The 20,172-nt window shown below is 71.2% G+C and carries 21 protein-coding genes; 8 read left to right on the forward strand and 13 right to left on the reverse strand.

Annotated features, from left to right (window positions below):
* Positions 1–34: 34 nt before the first annotated feature.
* Positions 35–238 (reverse strand): hypothetical protein, encoded by a 204-nt coding sequence (locus tag DJ017_RS05645; RefSeq protein WP_111527792.1) that lies wholly within the window; start codon positions 236–238, stop codon positions 35–37.
* Positions 239–306: 68 nt separating this feature from the next.
* On the opposite strand from DJ017_RS05645, the gene DJ017_RS05650 reads away from it, so the two are divergent.
* Together DJ017_RS05650 and DJ017_RS05655 are read left to right on the forward strand one after the other, a co-directional pair.
* Positions 307–672, forward strand: a complete 366-nt coding sequence (locus DJ017_RS05650; RefSeq protein ID WP_111527793.1) for a DUF2784 family protein — start codon at positions 307–309, stop codon at positions 670–672.
* Between the two features lie 68 nt (positions 673–740).
* A complete protein-coding gene (locus DJ017_RS05655; protein ID WP_111527794.1) occupies positions 741–1,055 on the forward strand; it encodes a cupin domain-containing protein in 315 nt (104 codons plus the stop codon).
* A gap of 32 nt (positions 1,056–1,087) precedes the next feature.
* Here DJ017_RS05655 and lepA read toward each other — a convergent pair whose 3' ends face one another.
* Entirely contained in the window at positions 1,088–2,893 is a 1,806-nt protein-coding gene (gene lepA / locus DJ017_RS05660) for a translation elongation factor 4 (RefSeq protein WP_111527795.1), read from the reverse strand.
* A 171-nt stretch (positions 2,894–3,064) separates the two neighbouring features.
* Here lepA and DJ017_RS05665 point away from each other — a divergent pair, with 171 nt between their 5' ends.
* Positions 3,065–3,751 (forward strand): DUF1134 domain-containing protein, encoded by a 687-nt coding sequence (locus tag DJ017_RS05665; RefSeq protein WP_111527796.1) that lies wholly within the window; start codon positions 3,065–3,067, stop codon positions 3,749–3,751.
* On the opposite strand, the gene DJ017_RS05670 is transcribed toward DJ017_RS05665, so the two are convergent.
* Positions 3,752–5,221: a hypothetical protein gene (locus DJ017_RS05670; RefSeq protein WP_111527797.1), complete on the reverse strand. Its 1,470-nt coding sequence runs from the start codon at positions 5,219–5,221 to the stop codon at positions 3,752–3,754.
* 103 nt (positions 5,222–5,324) lie between these two features.
* Here DJ017_RS05670 and DJ017_RS05675 point away from each other — a divergent pair, with 103 nt between their 5' ends.
* On the forward strand, positions 5,325–6,176 hold the full coding sequence (locus DJ017_RS05675) for a sterol desaturase family protein (RefSeq protein WP_165830533.1): 852 nt from the start codon (positions 5,325–5,327) through the stop codon (positions 6,174–6,176).
* Between the two features lie 19 nt (positions 6,177–6,195).
* On the opposite strand, the gene DJ017_RS05680 is transcribed toward DJ017_RS05675, so the two are convergent.
* From DJ017_RS05680 to nhaA, 8 genes are all read right to left on the reverse strand, one after another.
* Positions 6,196–6,744 carry a TIGR00645 family protein gene (locus DJ017_RS05680; protein WP_111527799.1) on the reverse strand — a complete coding sequence of 183 codons (549 nt, stop codon included), beginning with the start codon at positions 6,742–6,744 and terminating at the stop codon, positions 6,196–6,198.
* A gap of 50 nt (positions 6,745–6,794) precedes the next feature.
* Positions 6,795–8,186 carry a serine hydrolase domain-containing protein gene (locus DJ017_RS05685; RefSeq protein ID WP_111527800.1) on the reverse strand — a complete coding sequence of 464 codons (1,392 nt, stop codon included), beginning with the start codon at positions 8,184–8,186 and terminating at the stop codon, positions 6,795–6,797.
* Between the two features lie 36 nt (positions 8,187–8,222).
* Positions 8,223–9,332 (reverse strand): helix-turn-helix domain-containing protein, encoded by a 1,110-nt coding sequence (locus DJ017_RS05690; RefSeq protein ID WP_111527801.1) that lies wholly within the window; start codon positions 9,330–9,332, stop codon positions 8,223–8,225.
* A gap of 33 nt (positions 9,333–9,365) precedes the next feature.
* Positions 9,366–11,735 carry a phenylalanine--tRNA ligase subunit beta gene (gene pheT, locus DJ017_RS05695; RefSeq protein WP_111527802.1) on the reverse strand — a complete coding sequence of 790 codons (2,370 nt, stop codon included), beginning with the start codon at positions 11,733–11,735 and terminating at the stop codon, positions 9,366–9,368.
* Between the two features lie 14 nt (positions 11,736–11,749).
* Positions 11,750–12,862: a phenylalanine--tRNA ligase subunit alpha gene (gene pheS, locus DJ017_RS05700; RefSeq protein WP_111527803.1), complete on the reverse strand. Its 1,113-nt coding sequence runs from the start codon at positions 12,860–12,862 to the stop codon at positions 11,750–11,752.
* Positions 12,863–12,976: 114 nt separating this feature from the next.
* Positions 12,977–13,333, reverse strand: coding sequence for a 50S ribosomal protein L20 (gene rplT / locus DJ017_RS05705; RefSeq protein ID WP_111527804.1), 357 nt, complete (start codon positions 13,331–13,333; stop codon positions 12,977–12,979).
* Positions 13,334–13,347: 14 nt separating this feature from the next.
* Positions 13,348–13,548 carry a 50S ribosomal protein L35 gene (gene rpmI / locus DJ017_RS05710; protein ID WP_111527805.1) on the reverse strand — a complete coding sequence of 67 codons (201 nt, stop codon included), beginning with the start codon at positions 13,546–13,548 and terminating at the stop codon, positions 13,348–13,350.
* Between the two features lie 141 nt (positions 13,549–13,689).
* Positions 13,690–14,871: a Na+/H+ antiporter NhaA gene (gene nhaA / locus DJ017_RS05715; protein ID WP_111527806.1), complete on the reverse strand. Its 1,182-nt coding sequence runs from the start codon at positions 14,869–14,871 to the stop codon at positions 13,690–13,692.
* Positions 14,872–14,974: 103 nt separating this feature from the next.
* Between nhaA and DJ017_RS05720 the strand changes: the two genes are divergently transcribed.
* From DJ017_RS05720 to DJ017_RS05735, 4 genes are read left to right on the forward strand one after another with little or no spacing between them, the layout of a single operon-like run.
* Positions 14,975–15,538 (forward strand): carboxymuconolactone decarboxylase family protein, encoded by a 564-nt coding sequence (locus tag DJ017_RS05720; RefSeq protein WP_111527807.1) that lies wholly within the window; start codon positions 14,975–14,977, stop codon positions 15,536–15,538.
* A 3-nt stretch (positions 15,539–15,541) separates the two neighbouring features.
* Entirely contained in the window at positions 15,542–16,345 is an 804-nt protein-coding gene (locus tag DJ017_RS05725; protein WP_111527808.1) for an SDR family NAD(P)-dependent oxidoreductase, read from the forward strand.
* A 54-nt stretch (positions 16,346–16,399) separates the two neighbouring features.
* The gene (locus tag DJ017_RS05730) at positions 16,400–16,927 is read left to right on the forward strand and encodes a hypothetical protein (protein WP_111527809.1); all 528 of its coding nucleotides are present in this window, start codon (positions 16,400–16,402) and stop codon (positions 16,925–16,927) included.
* Between the two features lie 41 nt (positions 16,928–16,968).
* Entirely contained in the window at positions 16,969–18,399 is a 1,431-nt protein-coding gene (locus DJ017_RS05735; protein ID WP_111527810.1) for a protein adenylyltransferase SelO, read from the forward strand.
* Positions 18,400–18,403: 4 nt separating this feature from the next.
* On the opposite strand, the gene DJ017_RS05740 is transcribed toward DJ017_RS05735, so the two are convergent.
* Positions 18,404–19,297 carry a DMT family transporter gene (locus tag DJ017_RS05740; protein WP_227000204.1) on the reverse strand — a complete coding sequence of 298 codons (894 nt, stop codon included), beginning with the start codon at positions 19,295–19,297 and terminating at the stop codon, positions 18,404–18,406.
* A gap of 5 nt (positions 19,298–19,302) precedes the next feature.
* A complete protein-coding gene (gene gluQRS, locus DJ017_RS05745; protein WP_111527811.1) occupies positions 19,303–20,166 on the reverse strand; it encodes a tRNA glutamyl-Q(34) synthetase GluQRS in 864 nt (287 codons plus the stop codon).
* Positions 20,167–20,172 lie beyond the last annotated feature (6 nt).

Raw genomic sequence — 20,172 nt, forward strand, 5'->3', positions numbered from 1 at the left:
AAGCGCATCGCGCGCGAAGCTTAGGGCGCCGGCCCTATTTCAGATCAATGGGCTGGGGCGGCTCGCCGCCGCTCTCCCGCGCTTCCTGGGCGGCCTCGCGCAGTCGCTCGGCCGAGGTGTCGGCCGCCTCGGGCGTCAGGGCGAGGGCCGCGGCGTCGGGCCCGGTGATGACCACCACGCCCTCCGCAACCGTGACATTGAGGGGTTCGTCGAAGGCGACACGGGGATCGATGGCCATGGGCGCCGAACCCGCGGGCGCGGCGGCGGTTCCGCGACACATCATAGGCTTAGGCCTAAGCTCGCGGCATGACCGCGTTGCTCGGCCGGGCGGTGCTGGCGCTCCACCTCCTGGTCATCGCCTTCAATGTCTTCGGCCTCGTGGCCACCCCGCTCGGCGCCTGGCGCGGCTGGGTCTGGGTGCGGGTGCGCTGGTGGCGGGCGCTGCACCTCGTTTCCCTGGCGGCGGTCGCGGTGCAGGCGGTCCTCGGCCGCGCCTGTGTCCTGACCCTGTGGCAGGACGCGCTCACCGGCGGCGGCCGCGCCGATCCCCTGATCATGCGGACCGTCAACAGCCTGATCTACTGGCCCCTGCCGATCTGGGTGTTCACCGGCCTCTATCTCGCGGTCTTCGCCTATGCGCTCTGGCTCTGGCGGGTGGTCCGGCCGCGCTGAGGTCGACTGGCTGGAAAGGTGGGAAGTCTGTCATTTCGGCCTCGACGCGGCGGCTCTAGCAGGGCCCCATGCAGACCTTCAAGGGGGCGGCCTTCACCGCCGAAGCCGCCTGGCGCGGCCCGAACATCGCCGAGATCCCGGACGCGCTCGTCAAGCTGCGCTGGACCGACCAGCCCTTCGAGTGGCACGCCAACACCGGCGAGGAGGTGTTCGTCGTTCTTGGCGGGATCGTCGACATGCATGTCCGCGGCCCGGACCGGGCGGAGCGCGTCATCGTCCTCGAGCCCGGCGACATCCTGCACATCCAGAAGGGCGAGGAACACGTCGCCCACCCCCGCGGCGGCGCCCAGATCCTGGTCGTCGAAGGGCGCGACGAGGCCTAGCGCGGCCAGATCCTCCCCCTAGGGGGAGTTCGTCAGTCCGCGTCCATCTTCAGGGCGGCGATGAAGGCTTCCTGCGGGATCTCGACCTTGCCGAACTGGCGCATGCGCTTCTTGCCCTCCTTCTGCTTGTCGAGGAGCTTGCGCTTGCGGGTGGCGTCGCCGCCGTAGCACTTGGCCGTCACGTCCTTGCGCAGCGCCCGCACCGTCTCGCGGGCGATGATCCGGCCGCCGATCGCCGCCTGGATCGGGATCTGGAACATGTGCGGCGGGATCAGTTCCTTCATCTTCTCGACCATCCCGCGGCCGCGGGTCTCGGCGCGGTCGCGGTGGACCAGCATGGAGAGCGCGTCCACCGGCTCGGCATTCACCAGGATCGACATCTTCACGAGGTCGCCCTCGCGGTAGCCCTCGATCTGGTAGTCGAAGGAGGCATAGCCCTTAGAGATCGACTTCAGCCGGTCGTAGAAGTCGAACACCACCTCGTTGAGCGGCAGGTCGTAGACCACCATCGCCCGCGTGCCGACGTACGACAGCTCGCGCTGCTCGCCCCGGCGGTCCTGGCAGAGCTTGATGATGCCGCCCAGGTACTCGTCGGGCGTGAAGATGGTCGCCTTGATCCAGGGCTCGGAGATGGCCTCGATCTTCACCGGGTCCGGCAGGTCGGCCGGGTTGTGCAGCTCGATCTCGTCGCCGTTGGTGAGCTTGATCCGATAGACCACCGACGGCGCCGTCGCGATCAGGTCGAGGTCGAACTCGCGGGAGAGCCGCTCCTGGATGATCTCCAGGTGCAGCAGGCCCAGGAACCCGCAGCGGAAGCCAAAGCCCAGGGCCGCGCTGGTCTCCATCTCGTAGGTGAAGGAGGCGTCGTTCAGGCGCAGGCGGCCGATGGCGGCCCGCAGGTCCTCGAACTCGGCGGCGTCCACGGGGAAGAGGCCGCAGAACACCACCGGCTGCACCTCGCGGAAGCCGGCCAGCGGCTTGTCCGTGGGCTTGCGTTCGTCGGTGATGGTGTCGCCGACGGCCGCGTGGGCGACTTCCTTGATCTGGGCGGTGATGAAGCCGACCTCGCCCGGGCCGAGCTCTTCCAGGTCGGTGCGCTTGGGCCTGAACACCCCGATCCGGTCGATCTGGTAGGTGGCGCCCGTCTGCATCATCTTGATCTTCTGGCCGGCGCGCAGGGTGCCGTCGAACACCCGCACCAGCACGATCACGCCGAGATAGGCGTCGTACCAGGCGTCCACCAGCAGGGCCTTCAGCGGCGCGTCCGGGTCGCCTTTCGGCGGCGGCAGGCGTTTGACCACCGCTTCCAGCACGTCGTGGATGCCGATGCCGGTCTTGGCCGAGCACTCCACCGCGTCGGAGGCGTCGAGGCCGATGACGTCTTCGATCTGCTGGCGCACCCGCTCGGGCTCGGCGGCCGGCAGGTCGATCTTGTTCAGGACCGGCACGATCTCGTGGTTGTTGTCGATCGCCTGGTAGACGTTGGCCAGGGTCTGGGCCTCGACGCCCTGCGAGGCGTCCACCACCAGAATCGAGCCCTCGCAGGCCGCCAGGCTGCGCGAGACCTCATAGGCGAAGTCCACGTGCCCGGGCGTGTCCATCAGGTTGAGGACATAGGTCTCGCCGTCGTCGGCCTTGTAGTGCAGGCGCACGGTCTGGGCCTTGATGGTGATGCCCCGCTCGCGCTCGATGTCCATGTTGTCGAGGACCTGCTCGGTCATCTCGCGCTGGGTCAGCGCGCCGGTCTCCTGGATGAGCCGGTCGGACAGGGTCGACTTGCCGTGGTCGATGTGGGCCACGATCGAGAAGTTGCGGATCTTGGAGAGCGGGGTCGTCATTGCGCGCCCGTCTAGCACATTCCCGCCGCTTCGCGAGGCGCGCGGCGTCGCGGGCTCGATATGTCTCCGATGAGCCATCCGGGCGAACGTGGTTAATCCGGCGTTAAGCTCAGGTCCGCAATCAGGGGGCGGGGTGCTGATCGAACGACTTGCTTGGAGGCCTTGCGCCCGATGGACCGCCGTACGCTGATCGTCTCCGGACTCGTGAGCCTGGGGGCTGCGAGCTTCGCACACGCCCAGACCGAGACCCGCACCCTGCCGCCGGCCGAGCCGCGCGGCGCCGCGCCGCCTCCTCCTCCGCCGCCGCCCGAAGCCCCGCCGACCCCCAACTCGACGCCCGCCTATCCGGCCGAGGGCGCGCCCCCGCCGCACGCCAAGACCTATTCCGAGGACGAGATCGTCGGCTCGGTCTCCGATTTCCTGGGCGTCACGGCCGAGAGCGCCGGCGCGGCCGTCGAGCGGATCTTCGCCAAGCAGGGCCGGCCCACCGCCTACATCGCCGGCACCGAGGGCTCCGGCGCCATCGGCATCGGCGCGCGCTACGGCAAGGGCCTGCTCTACATGAAGGACCGCGCGCCCATCGAGGTCTACTGGCAGGGCCCGTCGATCGGCTTCGACACCGGCGGCAACGCCAGCCGCGTCTTCACCCTCTGCTACCACCTCGACGACCCGAACCTGATCTTCCAGCGCTTCCCGGGGGTCGAGGGCTCGGCCTATTTCATCGGCGGCATCGGGGTGAACTACCAGCAGGCGGACGAGATCATCCTGGCGCCCATGCGCGCGGGCATCGGCTTCCGGCTGGGCGCGAACGTCGGCTACCTGGCCTACACCCGCAAGCGCCACATCCTGCCGTTCTGATCAGCGCCGCCAGCAGGCGAGGGCGCCGATGCTCTCGTCGCCGGTGCGCCGGCAGGTCCATCGCGGATCGACGCTCGCGATCTGCGGCGGATGGAGCGCCGCCGCCGTGCGGCCCGTGCGGTTGTAGATCCAGATGATCCCGGGCCGCGGGCCGCGCGCCGCCGCCAGGGCGAGGCGGTTCACGTCGTCGCCCGGCCGCGTCACCACCGGATGCATGCGCACGCTCGCCCCCGCCCGGCGGAAGAACACCCCGCCGAGCCGCGCCAGGGTGTCGGGCGGGATCAGGGCCGTCACCTCGTGGTCCCAGGCGAAGGCGACGTCGCTCACGCCCTGCCGCGTCAGCTCGGCCGAGGCCGCCTCGAAGCCATAGGGGCTCTGCGATCTCAGCCCAGCGTCCAGCCGTCCGGGCCAGAGAGCGCTCGCCAGGTAGACGATCACCAGGCCGCCGGTCGCCAGCGCCGGGCGCCGCATCCCCTGCGCCATCAGCACCAGGCCGAGCAGCAGGCCGGGCGCGGCCGGGATCAGGTAGCGGGCGGTGAGGCTCGGGCGCAGGACGCCCGACGCCAGCGTCAGGGCGAGGGCCACGAGCGAACAGCCGGCCGCCAGCCACAGCGCCGTGGGCTGGTCCGCCGCCCGGTTCCGCGCCAGCAGGAAGCCGAGGCCCAGCACGAGCGCGGCGACGAGCCCGAGCGCCGGCGCGGAGGGGTCGAGGATAAAGCCCGCCATGCCGGCCGCCTGGTCGGCGCCGAGGGCGGCGTGCCAGGCGACGTCGCCCGCCGCATAGGCCTTCAGCCGCGGGGCGTGCCAGGCGATCCAGGCGAGGGCGGGCGCGAAGGCCAGGGCCGCGGGCCAGGTCTTGAGCGCCGCCCGCCGCCCGCTCGCCAGGTAGGCCAGCCCCTGCACGGCGACGAGGATCGCGGCGTAGTAGTGGGTGAGGATCGAAAGCGCCGCGAGGCTCGCCCAGGTCCAGGCCCGGCGGCCGCCCGGCGCGCGCGCCAGGTCGGCGAAGGCGAGGGTCTGGGCCGTCGTCAGGGCCAGCAGCAGCCCATAGCAGCGGCCCGCGAGGAACACGTCCACGCCCCACCAGGCGAGGATCAGGATGGACAGCGCCAGCCGGCCCTCGAGCTTCAGCCCCTCGACGCGCCGGACGAGCGGCAGGGCGGCGGCGATCAGCACGGCGGCGAGGGCGGGGATGCGCAGCGCCAGATCCGAGGATCCGGCCACCGCCGTCCAGGCGTGGGCGAGGGCGTAGAACAGCGGCGCGTTGACGTCGATCCAGGCCTCGTGGACGACGCTTCGCCAGTCTGGCGCCGTGGCGATCGCCAGGGTCCAGGCTTCGTCGAACCACAGCGGCTGGACGGCGGCGAGCCACAGCCGCTCGGCGCTCAGCGCGACGGCCGCGGCGAGGCCGACCATCGCCAGGGCGAGGCGCAGGCCGCCACCCCGTCTCCCGGCCTTGATCCAGTTCATCGCGCCGCTGCGCTCCGCCTCTAAGCGAGGCCGTCATCCTGCGCGCCGGCCGTTAATCCAAGATTTGCCGCGCTCGCGCAGGATGGCGCGCGTGGAGGGTCCCTTGGCGCCGGTCATCAAGTTCCTCGTCGACGACGCGCTCGGTCTCTGGCAGGCCCTGGTCGCCCTCGCCATGCTGGCGGTGGTCTTCGCCGCCCTGGCGCGCGTGGTGAAGCCTGCCACCTGGGTCGAGGACGGCCGCTCCGCCCTGCCGCAGGCGCGCATCACCATGGTGCTGTCCGTGGTCGACCAGCTCACCGTCACACCCGCGGTCTCGCTCTTCGTCGCCTGGCTCGGGACCTGGCTGCGCGAGCGCGGCCTGGGCTTCGAGGCGCCGGCGCTCTGGGCCACCATCGGGCCGGCGCCGACCCTCTTCGCCACCGTCTTCGTCGGCGACTTCGTCGGCTACTGGCGCCACCGCGCCCAGCATTCGAAGTGGCTGTGGCCGGCCCACGCCATCCACCACTCCGACACCCACATGACCTGGTTCACGCTCGAGCGCATGCACCCGGTCGACCGCTTCGGCTCGGCGCTGGACACCGTGATCCTCGCCGCCCTCGGCTTCCCCTTCTGGGCCCAGGCCGGCAACGTCTTCGTGCGTCACTACTACGGCTACGTGATCCACGCCGACGTGCCCTGGACGCTCGGCAAGGCGGGCCTCTTGTTCAACTCGCCGGTCATGCACCGCTGGCACCACGCCCGCGACGTGCCGGGCGCCGGCTGGAACTTCGCGACGGTGTTCTCGGTCTTCGACCGCGCGTTCGGCACCTACCACCAGCCGGGCCCCTGCGAGGTCCCGCTCGGCGTGCGCGAGGACATGGGCAAGGGCGCGATGGGCCAGTACCTGCACCCGCTGAAGGTCTGGTCGGCTGCGCTGCGTCCAGGCCGGACGAAGGTCATCCTTCCGGCCGAGTGAGCCCTGGTCGACTGGGACGTCAGTGCTTCTCGGTCTTGCCCGACAGCCAGTCCATCAGCGCCAGCAGCACGCCCGAGACCACGAAGGTCACGTGCACCCCGACCAGCCAGGCCAGGGTCCGGTCGTCCGGCCCCTCGCCCTCGGTGAGCTTCATGAAGGCCTTGAGGAGGGCGATGGCGCTGATCGCCACGATCGAGGCGATGAGCTTCAGCTTCAGGCCCGAGAAATCCACCGCCCCCATCCAGTCGGGCCGGTCCTCGTCCCCGCCGGTGTCGATCTTCGAGACGAAGTTCTCGTAGCCCGAGAAGATCACGATCAGCAGCAGGTTGGCCGCCAGCGACAGGTCGATCATCGACAGGGCCATGAGGATCGCGCCCTCCGGCTTCATCGACATCACGCCTGACAGCTCGTGGACCGCCTCGTTGGCGAACACGACGAGCAGGGCGCCGAGCGCCACGATCAGCCCGATGTAGAACGGCGCCAGCAGCCAGCGGGAGCGGAAGATCCAGAGCTCCAGCGCACGTTCGGCGGCGGGCTTGCGGGACGGGGTTCGGTCGGGCTCGGCCATGAGGCCAAGGTAGTCACCGCGCGCCCGCCCGCAATGGGCTGGACGCAGGTTCAGCGCCGGGCGTTCGCCCAGGCCACGGCGTCGCCGACCAGCCGGTCGGCGGCGCGGATGTCGCCGGCGAAGGTGTCGGCGTCGCCGAGCCTGACCACCACCAGCCGCGCCGAGGGGACCACGACCACGTACTGCCCGCGCGCCCCGCGGGCCATGAAGCTGCCGGCCGGCATGTGCGGCCGCGTCGCCCGCGCGCCATCGTTGTCGCCGTTGACCCACAGCCCCGCGCCGTAGCCGAACCGCTCGCTGCCCGGCGTCAGGCGCGTGGAATAGGCGACCCACCCGGCGGGCAGGATCCGCTCGCCGCCCACCACCCCATCGTCCAGGTAGAGCAGGCCGAGCCGCGCCCAGTCCCGCGCGCTCGCCAGCATCTGGGTCGCGCCGATCGGCGAGCCCATGGCGTCGGTCTCCAGGGTCACATCCTCCATGCCGAGCCGGTCGAAAACCTCCCGGCGGGCGAAGGCCTGCACGCCCGCCGGCCCGCCCGTCGCGTTCGTGACGATGCGCGCCAGGATGGCGGTGCTGCCGTCGGAATAGGTCCAGCTGGTCCCGGGCGCATGCGCGAGGGGCGCGGCCGCGGCGGCCCCGGCCATGTCCGGAACCGCGAACATCGTCTGGGCGGCGGGATCGAAGGCCGTGCGCCAGTCCGACATCAGCGACTGGCCGAGCTTCAGCCCGCTGGTCATCCGCAGCAACTCGTCGGGCGTGATGGCGTGGCGCGGATCGCGCGGATCGGCCCAGGCGGCCACGGGCGCCGGCGCCTCCATCGACAGCCGGCCTTGTCGGACCAGCACGCCGAGCAGCGCATTGGTCGCCGTCTTGGTCATCGACCAGCCGTGCACCGGAGTGTCGACGCCATAACCCGGGCCGTAGCGCTCGGCGACGATCCGGCCGTCGTGGACGATCACCACCGCATGGGTCCAGCGGTGCGGCGCCGCCGCCGGCTCGGCGAAGGCGCGGTCGAGCGCGGCCTTCAGCGCCGGGTCGGCAGGCTCAACGGGCGCGGGTCCGGCGATCGGCGCCAGCAGGGCCGGCGCCCGCTCGCGCGGCAGGGCGACGGCCGGCGGGGTCACGCCCTCATCGATGACGCAGCCCAGCGGCCCGCGGAACACCGCCCGGCTGCGGGCCAGGCCCGCCAGGCTGGTGGTGACCGCCTGGCCCTGGCGGTCGACATCGCGGCGCAGCAGCCCCGCCAAGGGCGCGACCTGCGGCGCCACCGCCTCGCGATAGAACCGCTCCGGGTCCTGACCCGAGACGAAGGTGGCCGAGCAGATCTCGTGCGCCGCCATGGCGGTCGGCACGCGCGCGGCGCGGACGGGACTCAGCGTGCCGCAGCCGGCGAGGGGCAGGGTGGCGAACGCCAGGACAGGAGCGAGCAAGGTGCGAAGCATGGGGGCCTTCCGAAGTTGGGAGGCCGCGATCTGCCCTCAGCCGGAGGCGCGCTTCGCGCCGAGTTTCGAATTCGGCAAGTCGCCGCCCAGCTGCGTGCGACGATAGTCGCTCGGCGTCGCTCCGGTGTCGGCCTTGAAGGCGCGGTTGAACGGCCCCAGCGAGTTGAAGCCGGCGTCGAGCGCGATGGTCAGGATCGGGACCTCCGCCTGCCCGGGATCGGCCAGGGCGGTTTTCGCCTCCTCGATCCGGAAGCGGTTCAGGAAGGCGTTGAAGTTGCGCTCCCCCAGGCTCTGGTTGATCAGCCGCCGCAGGCGGTATTCGGCCACCCCCATGCGGTGCGCCACCTCTCCGATCGAGAGACGGTCCTGGCGGTAGAGCCGCTCCTCCCGCATCAGCCGCTCGAGCTCGGCGAGCCGCTTCCGCTCAGCCGGGTCGAGATCGCGCGTCGCCGGGGCGGCCTGGCGGGGCGCGGCGCCCAGCACGCCGCTGGCGTCGGTCCGCAGCAGGCTCCAGGCGGCGATGAGCGCGATGACCGCCAGCGCGGCGACGTCCGCCAGCCGCTCGGGCGCGGCCGGCCGGCCGCGCGTCGCCACGGCGGCGATCACGGTGAGGATGGTGTGGGCGAAGGCCGCCGCCACCACCACCAGCCGCACGCGCCGGCGCGGCTCCACGAGGTCGGACCGCCAGCTCGCCAGCGCCTGGGCGATGGCCGCCAGGGCGAAGCCCGCCGCCTGGACCGCGCGCAGCGTGCCGAGCGCCGCCGCCACCGGCGCGGGCCCCAGGCTCTCGCTGGCCGTCTGGACGAGGCCCATCAGCACGATCGCCAGCCAGAGGACGGCGTGGGCGGGCCGCGGCCGGAAGCCGTCGTCGAACAGCGCGCGGGCGAACAGCCAGAAGAGGACGTTGACCCCCACCGCCAGGCCGCCGAGCGGCCAGCCGAGCGGGCCCGCAAGGTCGAAGCCGGGGGCGGAGCTGACCACATAGGCCAGGGCGCTGAGGATGAACCCGGCGCCGAGCCGGGCGGCGGTCTGCCGGCCGTGGTCGCGGAGCAGCACGGCGGCCAGCAGCGCCAGCAGCACCGCCGCGCCGCTGCGCAGCGCAAGGTCGATCAGGAAGAGCGGGGACGCCGCCGGGCCCGGGAACATGTCCCGAGCATGCCAGCATCCCCTCCCGGACCGCTAGGCCCGCAGCTTGGCGCCGATCGCCTTCTCGGCCACTGCGACGATGCGGGCCGACAGGGCCTCGATCTCGGCGTCGGTCAGGGTCTTCTCGCGCGGCTGGATCGTCACCTCGACGGCGATCGACTTCTTCCCCTCCGGCACGCCCGGCCCCTGGTAGACGTCGAACACGCGAGCCGCTTCGATCAGCTGCTTGTCGACGCCCAGGATCGGCCGCGCCAGCTCGCCGGCCGGCGTCGCCGCGTCCACAACGAAGGCGAAGTCGCGGGTCAGCGGCATGAGCTGGGAGAGCTCCAGCGCCGGCTTGGTCTTGACCGACTTCTTCTTCGGCTCAGGGATGTTCTCCAGCACCAGCTCGAAGGCCAGCATCGGGCCCTCGGCGTCCAGCGCTTTCAGGATCCGGGGATGCACCTCGCCGAACTCCGCCACCAGGTTCTTGGGGCCGAGCTGCAGCCTGGCCGAACGTCCCGGATGGAACCACGGCGAGGCCTGGCCCTGAACCACCTGCAGCGCCGGCGCGCCGAGCTCGTCGAGGAGGGCCATGAGGTCGGCCTTCAGGGCGAACAGCGGATCGGGCAGGGCCTTCATCCAGCTCTTCGGCGGATGCGGCGCGACAAGGGCGGTGACCGCCGTCACCTGGTCGCCGGGGCCGTCGCCGCGATACAGCGGGCCGACCTCGAACAGGGCCACGTCCTCGAAGCCGCGCCGGGCGTTTCGCGCCGCCGCCTCGATCAGGTTGGCGATGATCGTCGGCCGCATGCAGGCGAGGTCGGCGGCGATCGGGTTGGTCAGCACCAGCTCCGCCTGGCCGCCGCCGAACAGCGCCGCCCAGTCGGTGCGCATGAAGCTCCAGGTCAGGGCCTCGTCGTAGCCGCGCGCCGCCAGCATGCGGCGGGCGTTGCTCATCCGCGTCTGGCGCACGGTCAGCATGCCGCCGGCCGGCCGGGCGATCTCGGGCAGGGGCTCGGACGGCAGGGCCGGATAGCCGGCGATGCGCGCCACTTCCTCGACGAGGTCGGCCTTGCCCTCCACGTCGCGCCGCCAGGTGGGCGGCTGCACCATATCGCCCGAAAGCTCGAAGCCGAGGGCGGTCAGGATGGCGTCGATCCTGGCCGCCGGCAGGTCGAGGCCGGCCAGCTTCTTCACGTAGGCGCGGTCGAAGGCGAAGGCCTTGGGCGGGGCGGGGACCTCGCCGGCCATCTGGATCTCTGAGGGCTCGCCGCCGCACAGATCGAGGATCAGCTGCGTCGCCAGCTCCAGCCCCGGAACCACGAAGCCCGGATCGACGCCGCGGGCGAACCGGTACTGGGCGTCCGAGACCAGCCCCAGCGCGCGGCCGGTCTGGGCCGTGCGGATCGGATCGAACCAGGCGCACTCGACGAAGACCTCGGTGGTGGCCTCCGTCACCTTGGTGCTCTCGCCGCCCATGACGCCGCCGAGCCCGATGGCCCCCGAGCCGTCGGCGATGACGCAGACCTCCGGGCCGGCCGGATAGGTCTTGCCATCCAGCGCCTCGACCGCCTCGCCTTCGCGGCCAAGGCGCGCCTCGATGACGCCGCCCTTCAGCGTCGCCGCGTCATAGACGTGCAGCGGCCGGCAGCGGTCGTAGGAAAGGTAGTTGGTGACGTCGACGAGGGCGTTGATCGGCCGCAGGCCCACCGAGATCAGCCGCTGCTGCAGCCACTCCGGCGAAGGCCCGTTCTTCACGCCCCTGATCAGCCGGCCGGCGAACGCCTGGCAGGCCTCGCCGTCGACCTTGATCTCGATCGGCTCGGCGAACTTGCCGGCCACCGGCGCGACCGAGAGGTCCTTCAGCTTGCCGAGGCCCGCCGCCGCCAGGTCGCGGGCGATGCCGGCCACGCCCAGCCAGTCGGCCCGGTTCGGCGTCACCTCGAAGTCGACCACGGCTTCCAGGCCGAAAGCCTCGGCGGCGCTGACGCCGACGCCGAGGCTGTCCGGCAGCTCGACGATGCCGTCGCTTTCCTCGGCGATCTCCAGTTCTTTGGCCGAGCACAGCATGCCATTCGAGACCACGCCGCGGACCGGGCGCGCCTCCAGGGTGATGCCGGAGCCGGGCACATAGGCGCCCAGCGGGGCGTAGATGGTCGTCAGGCCGGCCCGCGCGTTCGGCGCGCCGCAGACGATCTCCTTGCGGCCGTCCTTGGTGTCCACCTGGCAGACCCGCAGCCGGTCGGCGTTGGGGTGCTGCACGGCCTCGACGATCTTGGCCACCGAGAAGGCGGCCAGCTTGGCCGCCGGGTCTTCCACGTGCTCGACCTCGAGGCCGGCCATGGTCATGGCGTCCACCACCTGGTCGACGCCGGCGTCGGTCTCCAGGTGGTCCTTGAGCCAGGAGAGGGTGAATTTCATCTCAGCGCTCTCCCTTAGCTCAGGCCGGTGGCGGGGTTGGGGGCCTGGAAGGCCGAGAAGCCGTAGTGCTCGATCCAGCGCACATCGCCCGAGAACATGTCGCGCAGGTCCGGCATGCCGTACTTAAGCGCGCCCAGGCGATCGACGCCGAGGCCGAAGGCGAAGCCCTGCCACTCGTCGGGATCGAGGCCGCAGTTCTTCAGCACGTTGGGATGCACCATCCCGCCACCGAGGATCTCCAGCCAGTCGGCGCCCTCGCCGATCTTGATCGAGCCGCCGGACCGGTCGCACTGCACGTCCATCTCGGCGCTGGGCTCGGTGAACGGGAAGTGGTGCGGCCGGAACCGCGTGACCACGGCCGAGGTCTCGAAGAACCGCCGGCAGAAGGTCTCCAGCGTCCACTTCAGGTGACCCATGTGGATGGCGCGGTCGATGACCAGGCCTTCCATCTGGTGGAACATCGGGGTGTGGGTGGCGTCGCTGTCGGAACGATAGACCCGGCCCGGCACGATCACCCGGATCGGCGGCGCCTGGCCTTGGGCGACCCAGCTCGGCAGCTTGCCGTTCTGGCCCTGCTGCATCACCCGCACCTGCACGGGGCTGGTGTGCGTGCGCAGCAGCTTGCGCTCGCCGTTCGCGTCCTCGGGCAGCCAGAAGGTGTCGTGCATCTCCCGCGCCGGGTGCTTGGGCGGGAAGTTCAGGGCCGTGAAGTTGTGGAAGTCGTCCTCGATGTCCGGACCTTCGGCCAGGGCGAAGCCCATCTCGGCGAAGATCGCGATCATCTCGTCCATCACCTGCATGGTCGGATGGACCCGGCCGCGGCGCTCGGGGGCCGGCGGCAGCGTCAGGTCCACGAACTCGGAGGCGAGCTTGGCGTCGAGCTCGGCGGCCTCGAGGTCCGCCTTGCGCTCGGCGATGGCGGCGGCGACGGCGTCGCGCAGGCCGTTGATCGCCGGGCCCTGCTCGCGGCGCTCCTCGGGGCTCATCTTGCCCAGGCCCTTGAGCAGCTCGGAGATGGAGCCGGACTTGCCGAGCGCCTCGACGCGCAGGGCTTCCAGCGAGGCCAGATCCTGAGCCGCGGCGGCGCGGGCCGTCAGGTCGGCTTGCAGTTGGGAAAGGTCAGTCATGGGACGGGTGTCCTAGCCTCAGGTCTTCACGGGGTGAAGGGGGCCAGCAAAAAGCCCCCCGGCGGTTCGGCCGGAGGGCTCTTGAAAGCTTTGGAGATCGGGTGATCCCAGGCCTTAAGCCAGCGCGGCGCGAACCTTGTCGGCGATGGCCTTGAAAGCGACCGGATCCTTGCCCGCGATGTCCGCAAGCACCTTGCGGTCCATCTCGATCCCGGCCTTCTCAAGGCCGAAGATAAATCGGGAATAGGTGAAGCCTTCCAGACGCGCGGCGGCGTTGATGCGCTGGATCCACAGGGCGCGGAAGTTGCGCTTGCGGACCTTGCGGTCGCGGTAGGCGTACTGGCCGGCCTTGTCCACGGCCGCCTTGGCGGTGCGGATGGTGTTCTTGCGGCGCCCGTAGAAGCCCTTGGCTTGCTCGAGGACCTTCTTGTGCTTGGCGTGGGCGACAACGCCCCGTTTCACGCGAGCCATCTGTCAGATCTCCCTTACAGGCCGTACGGCAGGAACTTCTTGATGATGGTCGCGTCCGACGCGCTCATCACCTTGGTCCCGCGGTTCTGACGGATGTACTTGGCGTTGTGGCTGATCAGGCGGTGACGCTTGCCCGCCACGCCGGCCTTCAGCTTGCCGGACGCCGTGAGTTTGAAGCGCTTCTTGGCGCCCGACTTCGTCTTCAGTTTCGGCATTTCACGTCGGAGCCGAAGCCCCGTCCTTCTAGGTCGTGTTGATGAACCGCCCTGGCATGCCTTTTGGCCAGGCGGCTCCGAAGAGCGGGGCACATACGCGAAAGGCCGTCTGAAAGCAAGTTCGGCGGCCGCGCTTGCGGCTCAGCCCTCCGCCTTGCGCCGCGCCTGCGCCCAGGCCAGCACCGCCGACCCCGCCAGGGTCGAGAGCACGCTGCCCATGATCACCCCGGCCCGCACCTGGCCCTGCTCGGGCCCGGCGCCGGGGAAGGCCAGGGCGCCGATGAACAGGCTCATGGTGAAGCCGATGCCGGTGAGCAGGGAGACGCCGAACAGCTCGACCCACTTCGCCCCCATCGGCCGGCGGGCGATCTTCAGCCCGGTCAGCAGGGCGATGGCCCCGAACACGCCGAGCGGCTTGCCGAGGAAGAGGCCGAGCGCCACGCCGAGCGACACCGGGCCGAACAGGTCGTCCAGCGACAGCCGGCCGAAGTCGAAGCCCGCCGCGCAGAAGGCGAACAGCGGCAGGATCAGATAGGCCACATAGGGGTGCAGGCTCTCCATGAAGTCCTGCAGCACCCCGGGGCGGCCCGGCTTCCTCGGCTCGACCGGGATGGTCATGGCGGCCGCCACCCCGGCCACCGAGGTCGAGATCCCCGACTTGAAGGTGAAGCCCCAGACGATCAGGAAGCCGAGGGCGTAGAACAGGTAGGGCGCCTGGCGCCAGCGGCCCATCAGCCCCATCAGGGCCAGGGCTGCGAGGGCCGCGGTCAGGGCCGCCACCCGCACATGGGTGGTGAACACCGCGCCGATGATCGCCACGGCCCCGAGGTCGTCGACGATGGCCAGGGTCAAAAGGAAGATGCGCAGCGCCGGCGGCAGCCGCGGCCCGGCGACCGCCAGGGCGGCGATGGCGAAGGCGATGTCCGTGGCCACCGGCGTCGGCCACCCCTGGGGCGCGCCGCCGGCGCCCGCGTTCAGCGCCAGATAGATCAGCGCCGGGACCGCCATGCCGCCGAGCGCGGCGAAGATTGGCAGGGCGAGGCGCCGGGGATTGGCCAGCTCGCCCTTCAGCACCTCGTATTTGATCTCCAGGCCGACGACGAAGAAGAAGATCGCCATCAGCCCTTCCTTGACCCAGTCCAGCACCGGATGGGTCTCGGCGAAGCCGCCGATCTGGATGGTGAAGGGCGCCTCGAGGAAGCGGAAATAGAGCCCGTCGGCCGGCGAGTTGGCCATGACGATGGCGACCAGCGCCGCCGTGGCCAGGATCGCGCCGGAAGCGCTCTCGGTCTTCAGGAAATCGAGGGTGATGCGCCGGGCCATGGGCCCCGGTTAGCACGCTATCCGAGCACAATCGACGTCGGCGCTGCGCGGCGGCCCGGCGGCGGCTATAGGTTGGCCAACCAACAAAGTGCCGGAGGGAACCATGAGACTGTCCAAGCCCCGCATCGCGCCCCTGTCCGACGCCGAGCTCACGCCCGAGCAGGCCGAGGCGCTGGAAGCCTTCCGGCCCGGCCCGGTGCTCAACATCTTCCGCACCCTGGCCCGCGCGCCCAAGGCCCTGAAGCGGTTCAACGACTGGGGCGGCTATGTGCTCTCCCGCCGCAACGACCTGCCGGCCCGCGAGCGCGAGATCGTCATCCTGCGCATCGGCTATCTCTGCCGCTCGGGCTACGAGTTCACCCAGCACACCCGCATCGGCCTGCAGTCAGGCCTCACCGCCGACGAGATCGTTCGCATCAAGCAGGGCGCCGGGGCCGGCTGGAGCCCGGCCGACGCCGTACTCATCAAGGCCTGCGACGAGCTGCACGCCGACCAGTTCATCACCGACCCCACCTGGGCCGAGCTGAAGGCCCACTGGTCCGAGAAGCAGTGCATGGACGTGGTCTTCACCGCCGCCCAGTACACCCAGGTCTCGATGTTCCTGAACACCTTCGGCGTGCAGGTCGAGGACGGCCAGACCGTCGATCCAGAGCTGAAGGTCTCCTGAGCCGTGGCCGGCCGTCTCGAAGGCAAGCGGGTCATCGTCACCGGCGCCGGCCAGACGCCGGGCGAGACCCTCGGCAACGGCCGCGCCATCTCCCTGCTCTTCGCCCGCGAAGGCGCCAGGGTGGTTTGCGCCGACCGCATCCTCGAGCGCGCCGAGGAGACGGTGCGGATGATCGCCGGGGAGGGCGGCGAGGCGGTCGCCGTCCAGGCCGACGTCAGCAAGGCGGCCGACTGCGCCGCCCTCGTCCAGGCGGCGAAGGACCGCTTCGGCGGCCTCGACGTGCTGGTCAACAACGTCGGCATCGGCGGCGGCGGCGACGGGCCGGCCCACGCGATCGAGGAGGCCGCATTCGACCGCATCCTGGGGGTCAACCTCAAGGGCATGATGCTGATGACCAAGGCGGCCCTCTCGGTCCTGCGCGAGCAGGGCGCGGGCGCCATCGTCAACATCTCCTCCCTGGCGGCGATCGCCGGCGGCGCCCAGCTCGCCTACGAGGTCTCCAAGGCCGGCGTGAACCGGCTGACCACCTCGGTCGCCCAGGCCAACGCCCGCAGGGGCGTGCGCTGCAACGCCATCATGATGGGCTTCATGGACACCCCCATGGCGGTCGCCGGCATCGCCGCCGCCCGCGGCGAGAGCCAGGCCGAGGTCCGCGCCCGCCGCGACGCCCAGGTGCCGCTCGGCGGCAAGATGGGCACGGCCTGGGACACCGCCTACGCCGCCCTGTTCCTGGCTTGCGAGGAGTCGCGCTTCGTCACCGGGGCGATCCTGCCGGTGGACGGCGGCATGGGCGTGCGCATCGGATAGCGCTCCGGCTGCATCGTTGACGCGCAGGGCGGCGCACCACACCCTCCACGGGCAATGAGCGATGCGGCCTTCGAGAATCGGGTCTCCGGCATCTTTTCCCGCCTGGACCAGCGGCTGGGCGGGCGGCTGGCCAGCGAGAAGGCCAAGGCCGAGACCCTCCAGGCGCAGGACATGCGCCGCGTCGCCTTCATCCTCACCGAGGCCATCGAGGCGGAGGTGAAGCCGGCGGTGAAGGACGCCCTCCTCAGCTACGACGAGGCGATCAACCGCCCGCTGACGCCCAACGAGCGCTGGGAGCACGCCTTGCTGAAGAAGATCGAGCAGGCGGTGGACCGCGCCATCCAGCAGGCGCTCGCCCTCGACAAGCTCGACCACCCGTGGAAGCCGCTGCTGAGCGCCGAGGCGCCGAAGCTGCGCGCCCGTCTGCTGGCCGACGCCGAGGCCCACTTCACCGCCCTCGGCAAGGTCGGCAAGCGCCGCCGCCGGAGCGACCTCGGCCTGCCGGAATGGCTGCTCTGGGTCGCGTTCTTCGTCGGTGGGCTGGGCTCGGGCCTGATGCTCGCCCGGCTGCTCGGCGGCTAAGCCCATTGCAGGCGGCGCGGGAAGCGCCAATGTGAGGGTCCATGCCGCTGACCCCCGCCTACCGCGCCGACCCGAAGTTCCCGGAGCTGGGGGCGGAGTTCTACGATCCGGTCGCGGCCGCCGACTTCCCCAAGACGATCCTGCGCTATCGCAACGACCGCGCCGCCCAGAGCGTCGGGCTCGATACCCTGACCGATGAGGAGTGGGTCCGTCATTTCGGCCGCTTCGAGCCCCTGCCGGACAACCTGGCCCCGCCGCTCGCCCAGCGCTACCACGGCCACCAGTTCCGCGTTTACAACCCCGAACTCGGCGACGGCCGCGGCTTCCTCTACGCCCAGCTGCGCGAGGCCGAGACGAACCGCCTCCTCGACCTCGGCACCAAGGGCTCGGGCGAGACGCCCTGGTCGCGCCAGGGCGACGGGCGGTTGACCCTGAAGGGCGGTGTCCGCGAGGTGCTGGCCACCGCCATGCTCGAAGCGCTGGGCGTGCCCACCTCGCGCTCCTTCTCGCTGATCGAGACGGGCGAGGCGCTGATGCGCACCGACGAGCCCTCGCCGACGCGGGCCTCGGTGTTGGTGCGCCTGTCCCACAGCCACATCCGTTTCGGGACCTTTCAGCGCCAGGCCTTCTTCGAAAAGACCGCCGCCCTTGAGACGCTCGTGGGCCACGTCATCGACCACTACTACCCGCACCTGGACCGCGCGGCGGACAAGGCCAGCGCCCTGCTGGGCGAGGTCGTCCAGCGCATGGCGCGGCTCACCGCCCGCTGGATGGCCGCCGGCTTCGTCCACGGCGTGCTCAACACCGACAACATGTCGATCACCGGCGAGAGCTTCGACTACGGCCCTTACCGCTTCCTGCCGCGCAACGACCCCAACTTCACCGCCGCCTATTTCGACAGCGCCGGGCTCTACGCCTTCGGCCGCCAGCCCGAGGCGGTGTTCTGGAACCTGCAGCAGCTCGCCGGCTGCCTCTCCCTGGTCACCGCCACCGAGCCGCTGGTCGAGGCGCTGAACGGCTTCGGCCCCGCCTACCGCCGCGAACTGATCGCCGCCATGCTCGATCGCCTGGGTCTCAGGCCCCGCTCGGAGGAGGAGGACGCCGGCTTCGTCCAGGCCATGTTCCGCGCCATCGCCGCGGGCTCGGAGCCGCTGCGCTGGGAGCCGTTCTTCTTCGACTGGTTCTGCGCCGACGAGGAGCGCGCCCTGGCCGGACCGCGTGCCGAGCTCTATGCCCAGGAAGGCTTCGAGGACTTCCGGCGTCTCCTGAAGACCTACGAGCCGGACCGTCCCGGGCGCCTGGGCCATCCCTACTTCGCCCGGCGGGAGCCGGAGGAGCTGCTCTACGACGAGATCGAGGCGATCTGGGCGCCCATCGCCGAGGCTGACGACTGGTCGGTCTTCGAGGCCAAGCTCGCCGCCATCGACTCCGCCCGCCGCGCCTGGGGCCTGCCGCCCCAGCAGAAGGTCTGAGACGTCAGGCCTTCGGGCGCGAGGCCCACTGGGCGAGCACCACGCCGGACAGCGCCACCGCCGCGCCGAGCGCCTGCATGTGGCCGATCGCCTCGCCGAACAGCACATAGCCGAGCCAGGCGGCGACCACCGGCTGCACCAGCACCACCACGGAGGCGGTCGAGGTAGGCAGGCGGCCCATGGCCCAGGCGATCGAGCCCTGGCCGGCCACATGCATCAGCCCGAGCCCCGCGCAGGCGGCCCAGCCGGCGGCCCCCAGCGGGATGATCTGCTCGCGGAGCAGCAGGGCGGCGACGAGCAGCAGGGGCGTGCCGACGACGCTCGACCAGAACATCAGGCTCGACGCGCCCTCGCGTTTGCGGCCCTCGCCGATGGCGATCATGTAGAGGGCGTACCAGATGGCCGTGGTCGCCGAGAGGATGTTGCCGACCGGCGGGTTGACGCCCGGACCGCCGCCCTTCTCCAGCGCCATCATCCAGGAGCCGCCGAGCGCCACCGCCACCGCCACCAGGAACAGGGTCCGCGGGCGCTGCTTCAGGAAGATCCAGGCGAAGGCGGTGACCACGACGGGCGTCAGGTTGGACAGCACCGTGGCGTTGGTCACCGAGGTGTACTTGATGCCGTAGTGCCAGAAGCCGAGGTCGAGGGCGAACATCAGGCCGGCGATCAGGGCCAGCGGCGAGGGCCGGCTGATCGGACCGTTGGACCGCCGGGTCATCATCGCCAGCAGCGGCAGGGCGAAGGCCAGGCGCCAGAAGCCAGCCGCCGCCGGCCCCGTCTCGGTCAGCCGCACCAGGATCGGCGAGAGGCCGATCACGCAGGCGCCCATCACCAGCACCGCCAGCGCCTGCCAGCGCGGGGCGCCCTCGCCCGCCGCTCCGCCCGCCTTGGCCGTCACGTCCGTCAAAACCCGAGCTCCGTCCGAATCTGAGCGGCCGTCTTACCCTGCTCGCGCAGATCGCGCAGCGTCTCGCTCCTATCGCGTTTGGCGAACCGCTTGCCGTCGGGTCCGGTGAGCAGCCGGTGGTGGCGATAGATGGGCGTCGGCAGGCCGAGCAGCGCCTGCAGCAGGCGCTGGACATGCGCCGCCTCGAACAGGTCCTGGCCGCGCACCACATGGGTGATCCCCTGCAGGGCGTCGTCGAACACCACCGCCAGGTGATAGGCGACGCCGACGTCCTTGCGGGCCAGCACCACGTCGCCGCCGATCTGCGGCCGCGCCGCGATCACCCCGTGCTCGCCGTTGGGCCCTTCGCCCTCCTCGACGAAGCTGAGCGTGTCGAAGCCGCCGAGCGTGCGTTCGGCGTGGTCGAGCGACAGCCGCCAGGCATAGGGCTCGCCGGCCTCGATCCGCCGCGCCTCCTCGGCCGGCGGCAGAGGTTCGCCGCGATAGGCCTCCATGGCGCCGTGCGGGGCGCTCTGGATGGTTTCGGCGATCTCCTTGCGGGTCTTGAAGCAGCGGTAGAGGAGGCCCCGCTCCGCCAACTCGCGCAAGGCGCCGGCATAGTCCTCCAGGTGGTCGGACTGGCGCCGCACGGGCGTCTCCCAGCTCACCCCCAGCCAGGCCAGGTCCTCGACGAGGGCGGCTTCGAACTCCGGCCGGCATCGCGTCCGGTCGATGTCCTCGATGCGCAGCAGGAAGCGCCCGCCAAGGGGGTCCGGCGCGGCGCGGGCGGCCTCCCAGGCTGTGAGCGCGGAGAAGGCGTGCCCACGGTGCAGGTAGCCGGTGGGCGAGGGGGCGAAGCGGGTGACGAAGGTGTTTGTCACCCCCGC

The sequence above is a fragment of the Phenylobacterium soli genome (genome assembly GCF_003254475.1).
Classification (GTDB): domain Bacteria; phylum Pseudomonadota; class Alphaproteobacteria; order Caulobacterales; family Caulobacteraceae; genus Phenylobacterium; species Phenylobacterium soli.

What these genes read in the sequence shown, in the direction of transcription:
- DJ017_RS05645 (WP_111527792.1), bottom strand. Translation starts at nt 238, where the DNA reads ATGGCCATCGATCCCCGTGTCGCCTTCGACGAACCCCTCAATGTCACG.
- DJ017_RS05650 (WP_111527793.1), top strand. Translation starts at nt 307, where the DNA reads ATGACCGCGTTGCTCGGCCGGGCGGTGCTGGCGCTCCACCTCCTGGTC.
- DJ017_RS05655 (WP_111527794.1), top strand. Translation starts at nt 741, where the DNA reads ATGCAGACCTTCAAGGGGGCGGCCTTCACCGCCGAAGCCGCCTGGCGC.
- lepA (WP_111527795.1), bottom strand. Translation starts at nt 2,893, where the DNA reads ATGACGACCCCGCTCTCCAAGATCCGCAACTTCTCGATCGTGGCCCAC.
- DJ017_RS05665 (WP_111527796.1), top strand. Translation starts at nt 3,065, where the DNA reads ATGGACCGCCGTACGCTGATCGTCTCCGGACTCGTGAGCCTGGGGGCT.
- DJ017_RS05670 (WP_111527797.1), bottom strand. Translation starts at nt 5,221, where the DNA reads ATGAACTGGATCAAGGCCGGGAGACGGGGTGGCGGCCTGCGCCTCGCC.
- DJ017_RS05680 (WP_111527799.1), bottom strand. Translation starts at nt 6,744, where the DNA reads ATGGCCGAGCCCGACCGAACCCCGTCCCGCAAGCCCGCCGCCGAACGT.
- DJ017_RS05685 (WP_111527800.1), bottom strand. Translation starts at nt 8,186, where the DNA reads ATGCTTCGCACCTTGCTCGCTCCTGTCCTGGCGTTCGCCACCCTGCCC.
- DJ017_RS05690 (WP_111527801.1), bottom strand. Translation starts at nt 9,332, where the DNA reads ATGTTCCCGGGCCCGGCGGCGTCCCCGCTCTTCCTGATCGACCTTGCG.
- pheT (WP_111527802.1), bottom strand. Translation starts at nt 11,735, where the DNA reads ATGAAATTCACCCTCTCCTGGCTCAAGGACCACCTGGAGACCGACGCC.
- pheS (WP_111527803.1), bottom strand. Translation starts at nt 12,862, where the DNA reads ATGACTGACCTTTCCCAACTGCAAGCCGACCTGACGGCCCGCGCCGCC.
- rplT (WP_111527804.1), bottom strand. Translation starts at nt 13,333, where the DNA reads ATGGCTCGCGTGAAACGGGGCGTTGTCGCCCACGCCAAGCACAAGAAG.
- rpmI (WP_111527805.1), bottom strand. Translation starts at nt 13,548, where the DNA reads ATGCCGAAACTGAAGACGAAGTCGGGCGCCAAGAAGCGCTTCAAACTC.
- nhaA (WP_111527806.1), bottom strand. Translation starts at nt 14,871, where the DNA reads ATGGCCCGGCGCATCACCCTCGATTTCCTGAAGACCGAGAGCGCTTCC.
- DJ017_RS05720 (WP_111527807.1), top strand. Translation starts at nt 14,975, where the DNA reads ATGAGACTGTCCAAGCCCCGCATCGCGCCCCTGTCCGACGCCGAGCTC.
- DJ017_RS05730 (WP_111527809.1), top strand. Translation starts at nt 16,400, where the DNA reads ATGAGCGATGCGGCCTTCGAGAATCGGGTCTCCGGCATCTTTTCCCGC.
- DJ017_RS05735 (WP_111527810.1), top strand. Translation starts at nt 16,969, where the DNA reads ATGCCGCTGACCCCCGCCTACCGCGCCGACCCGAAGTTCCCGGAGCTG.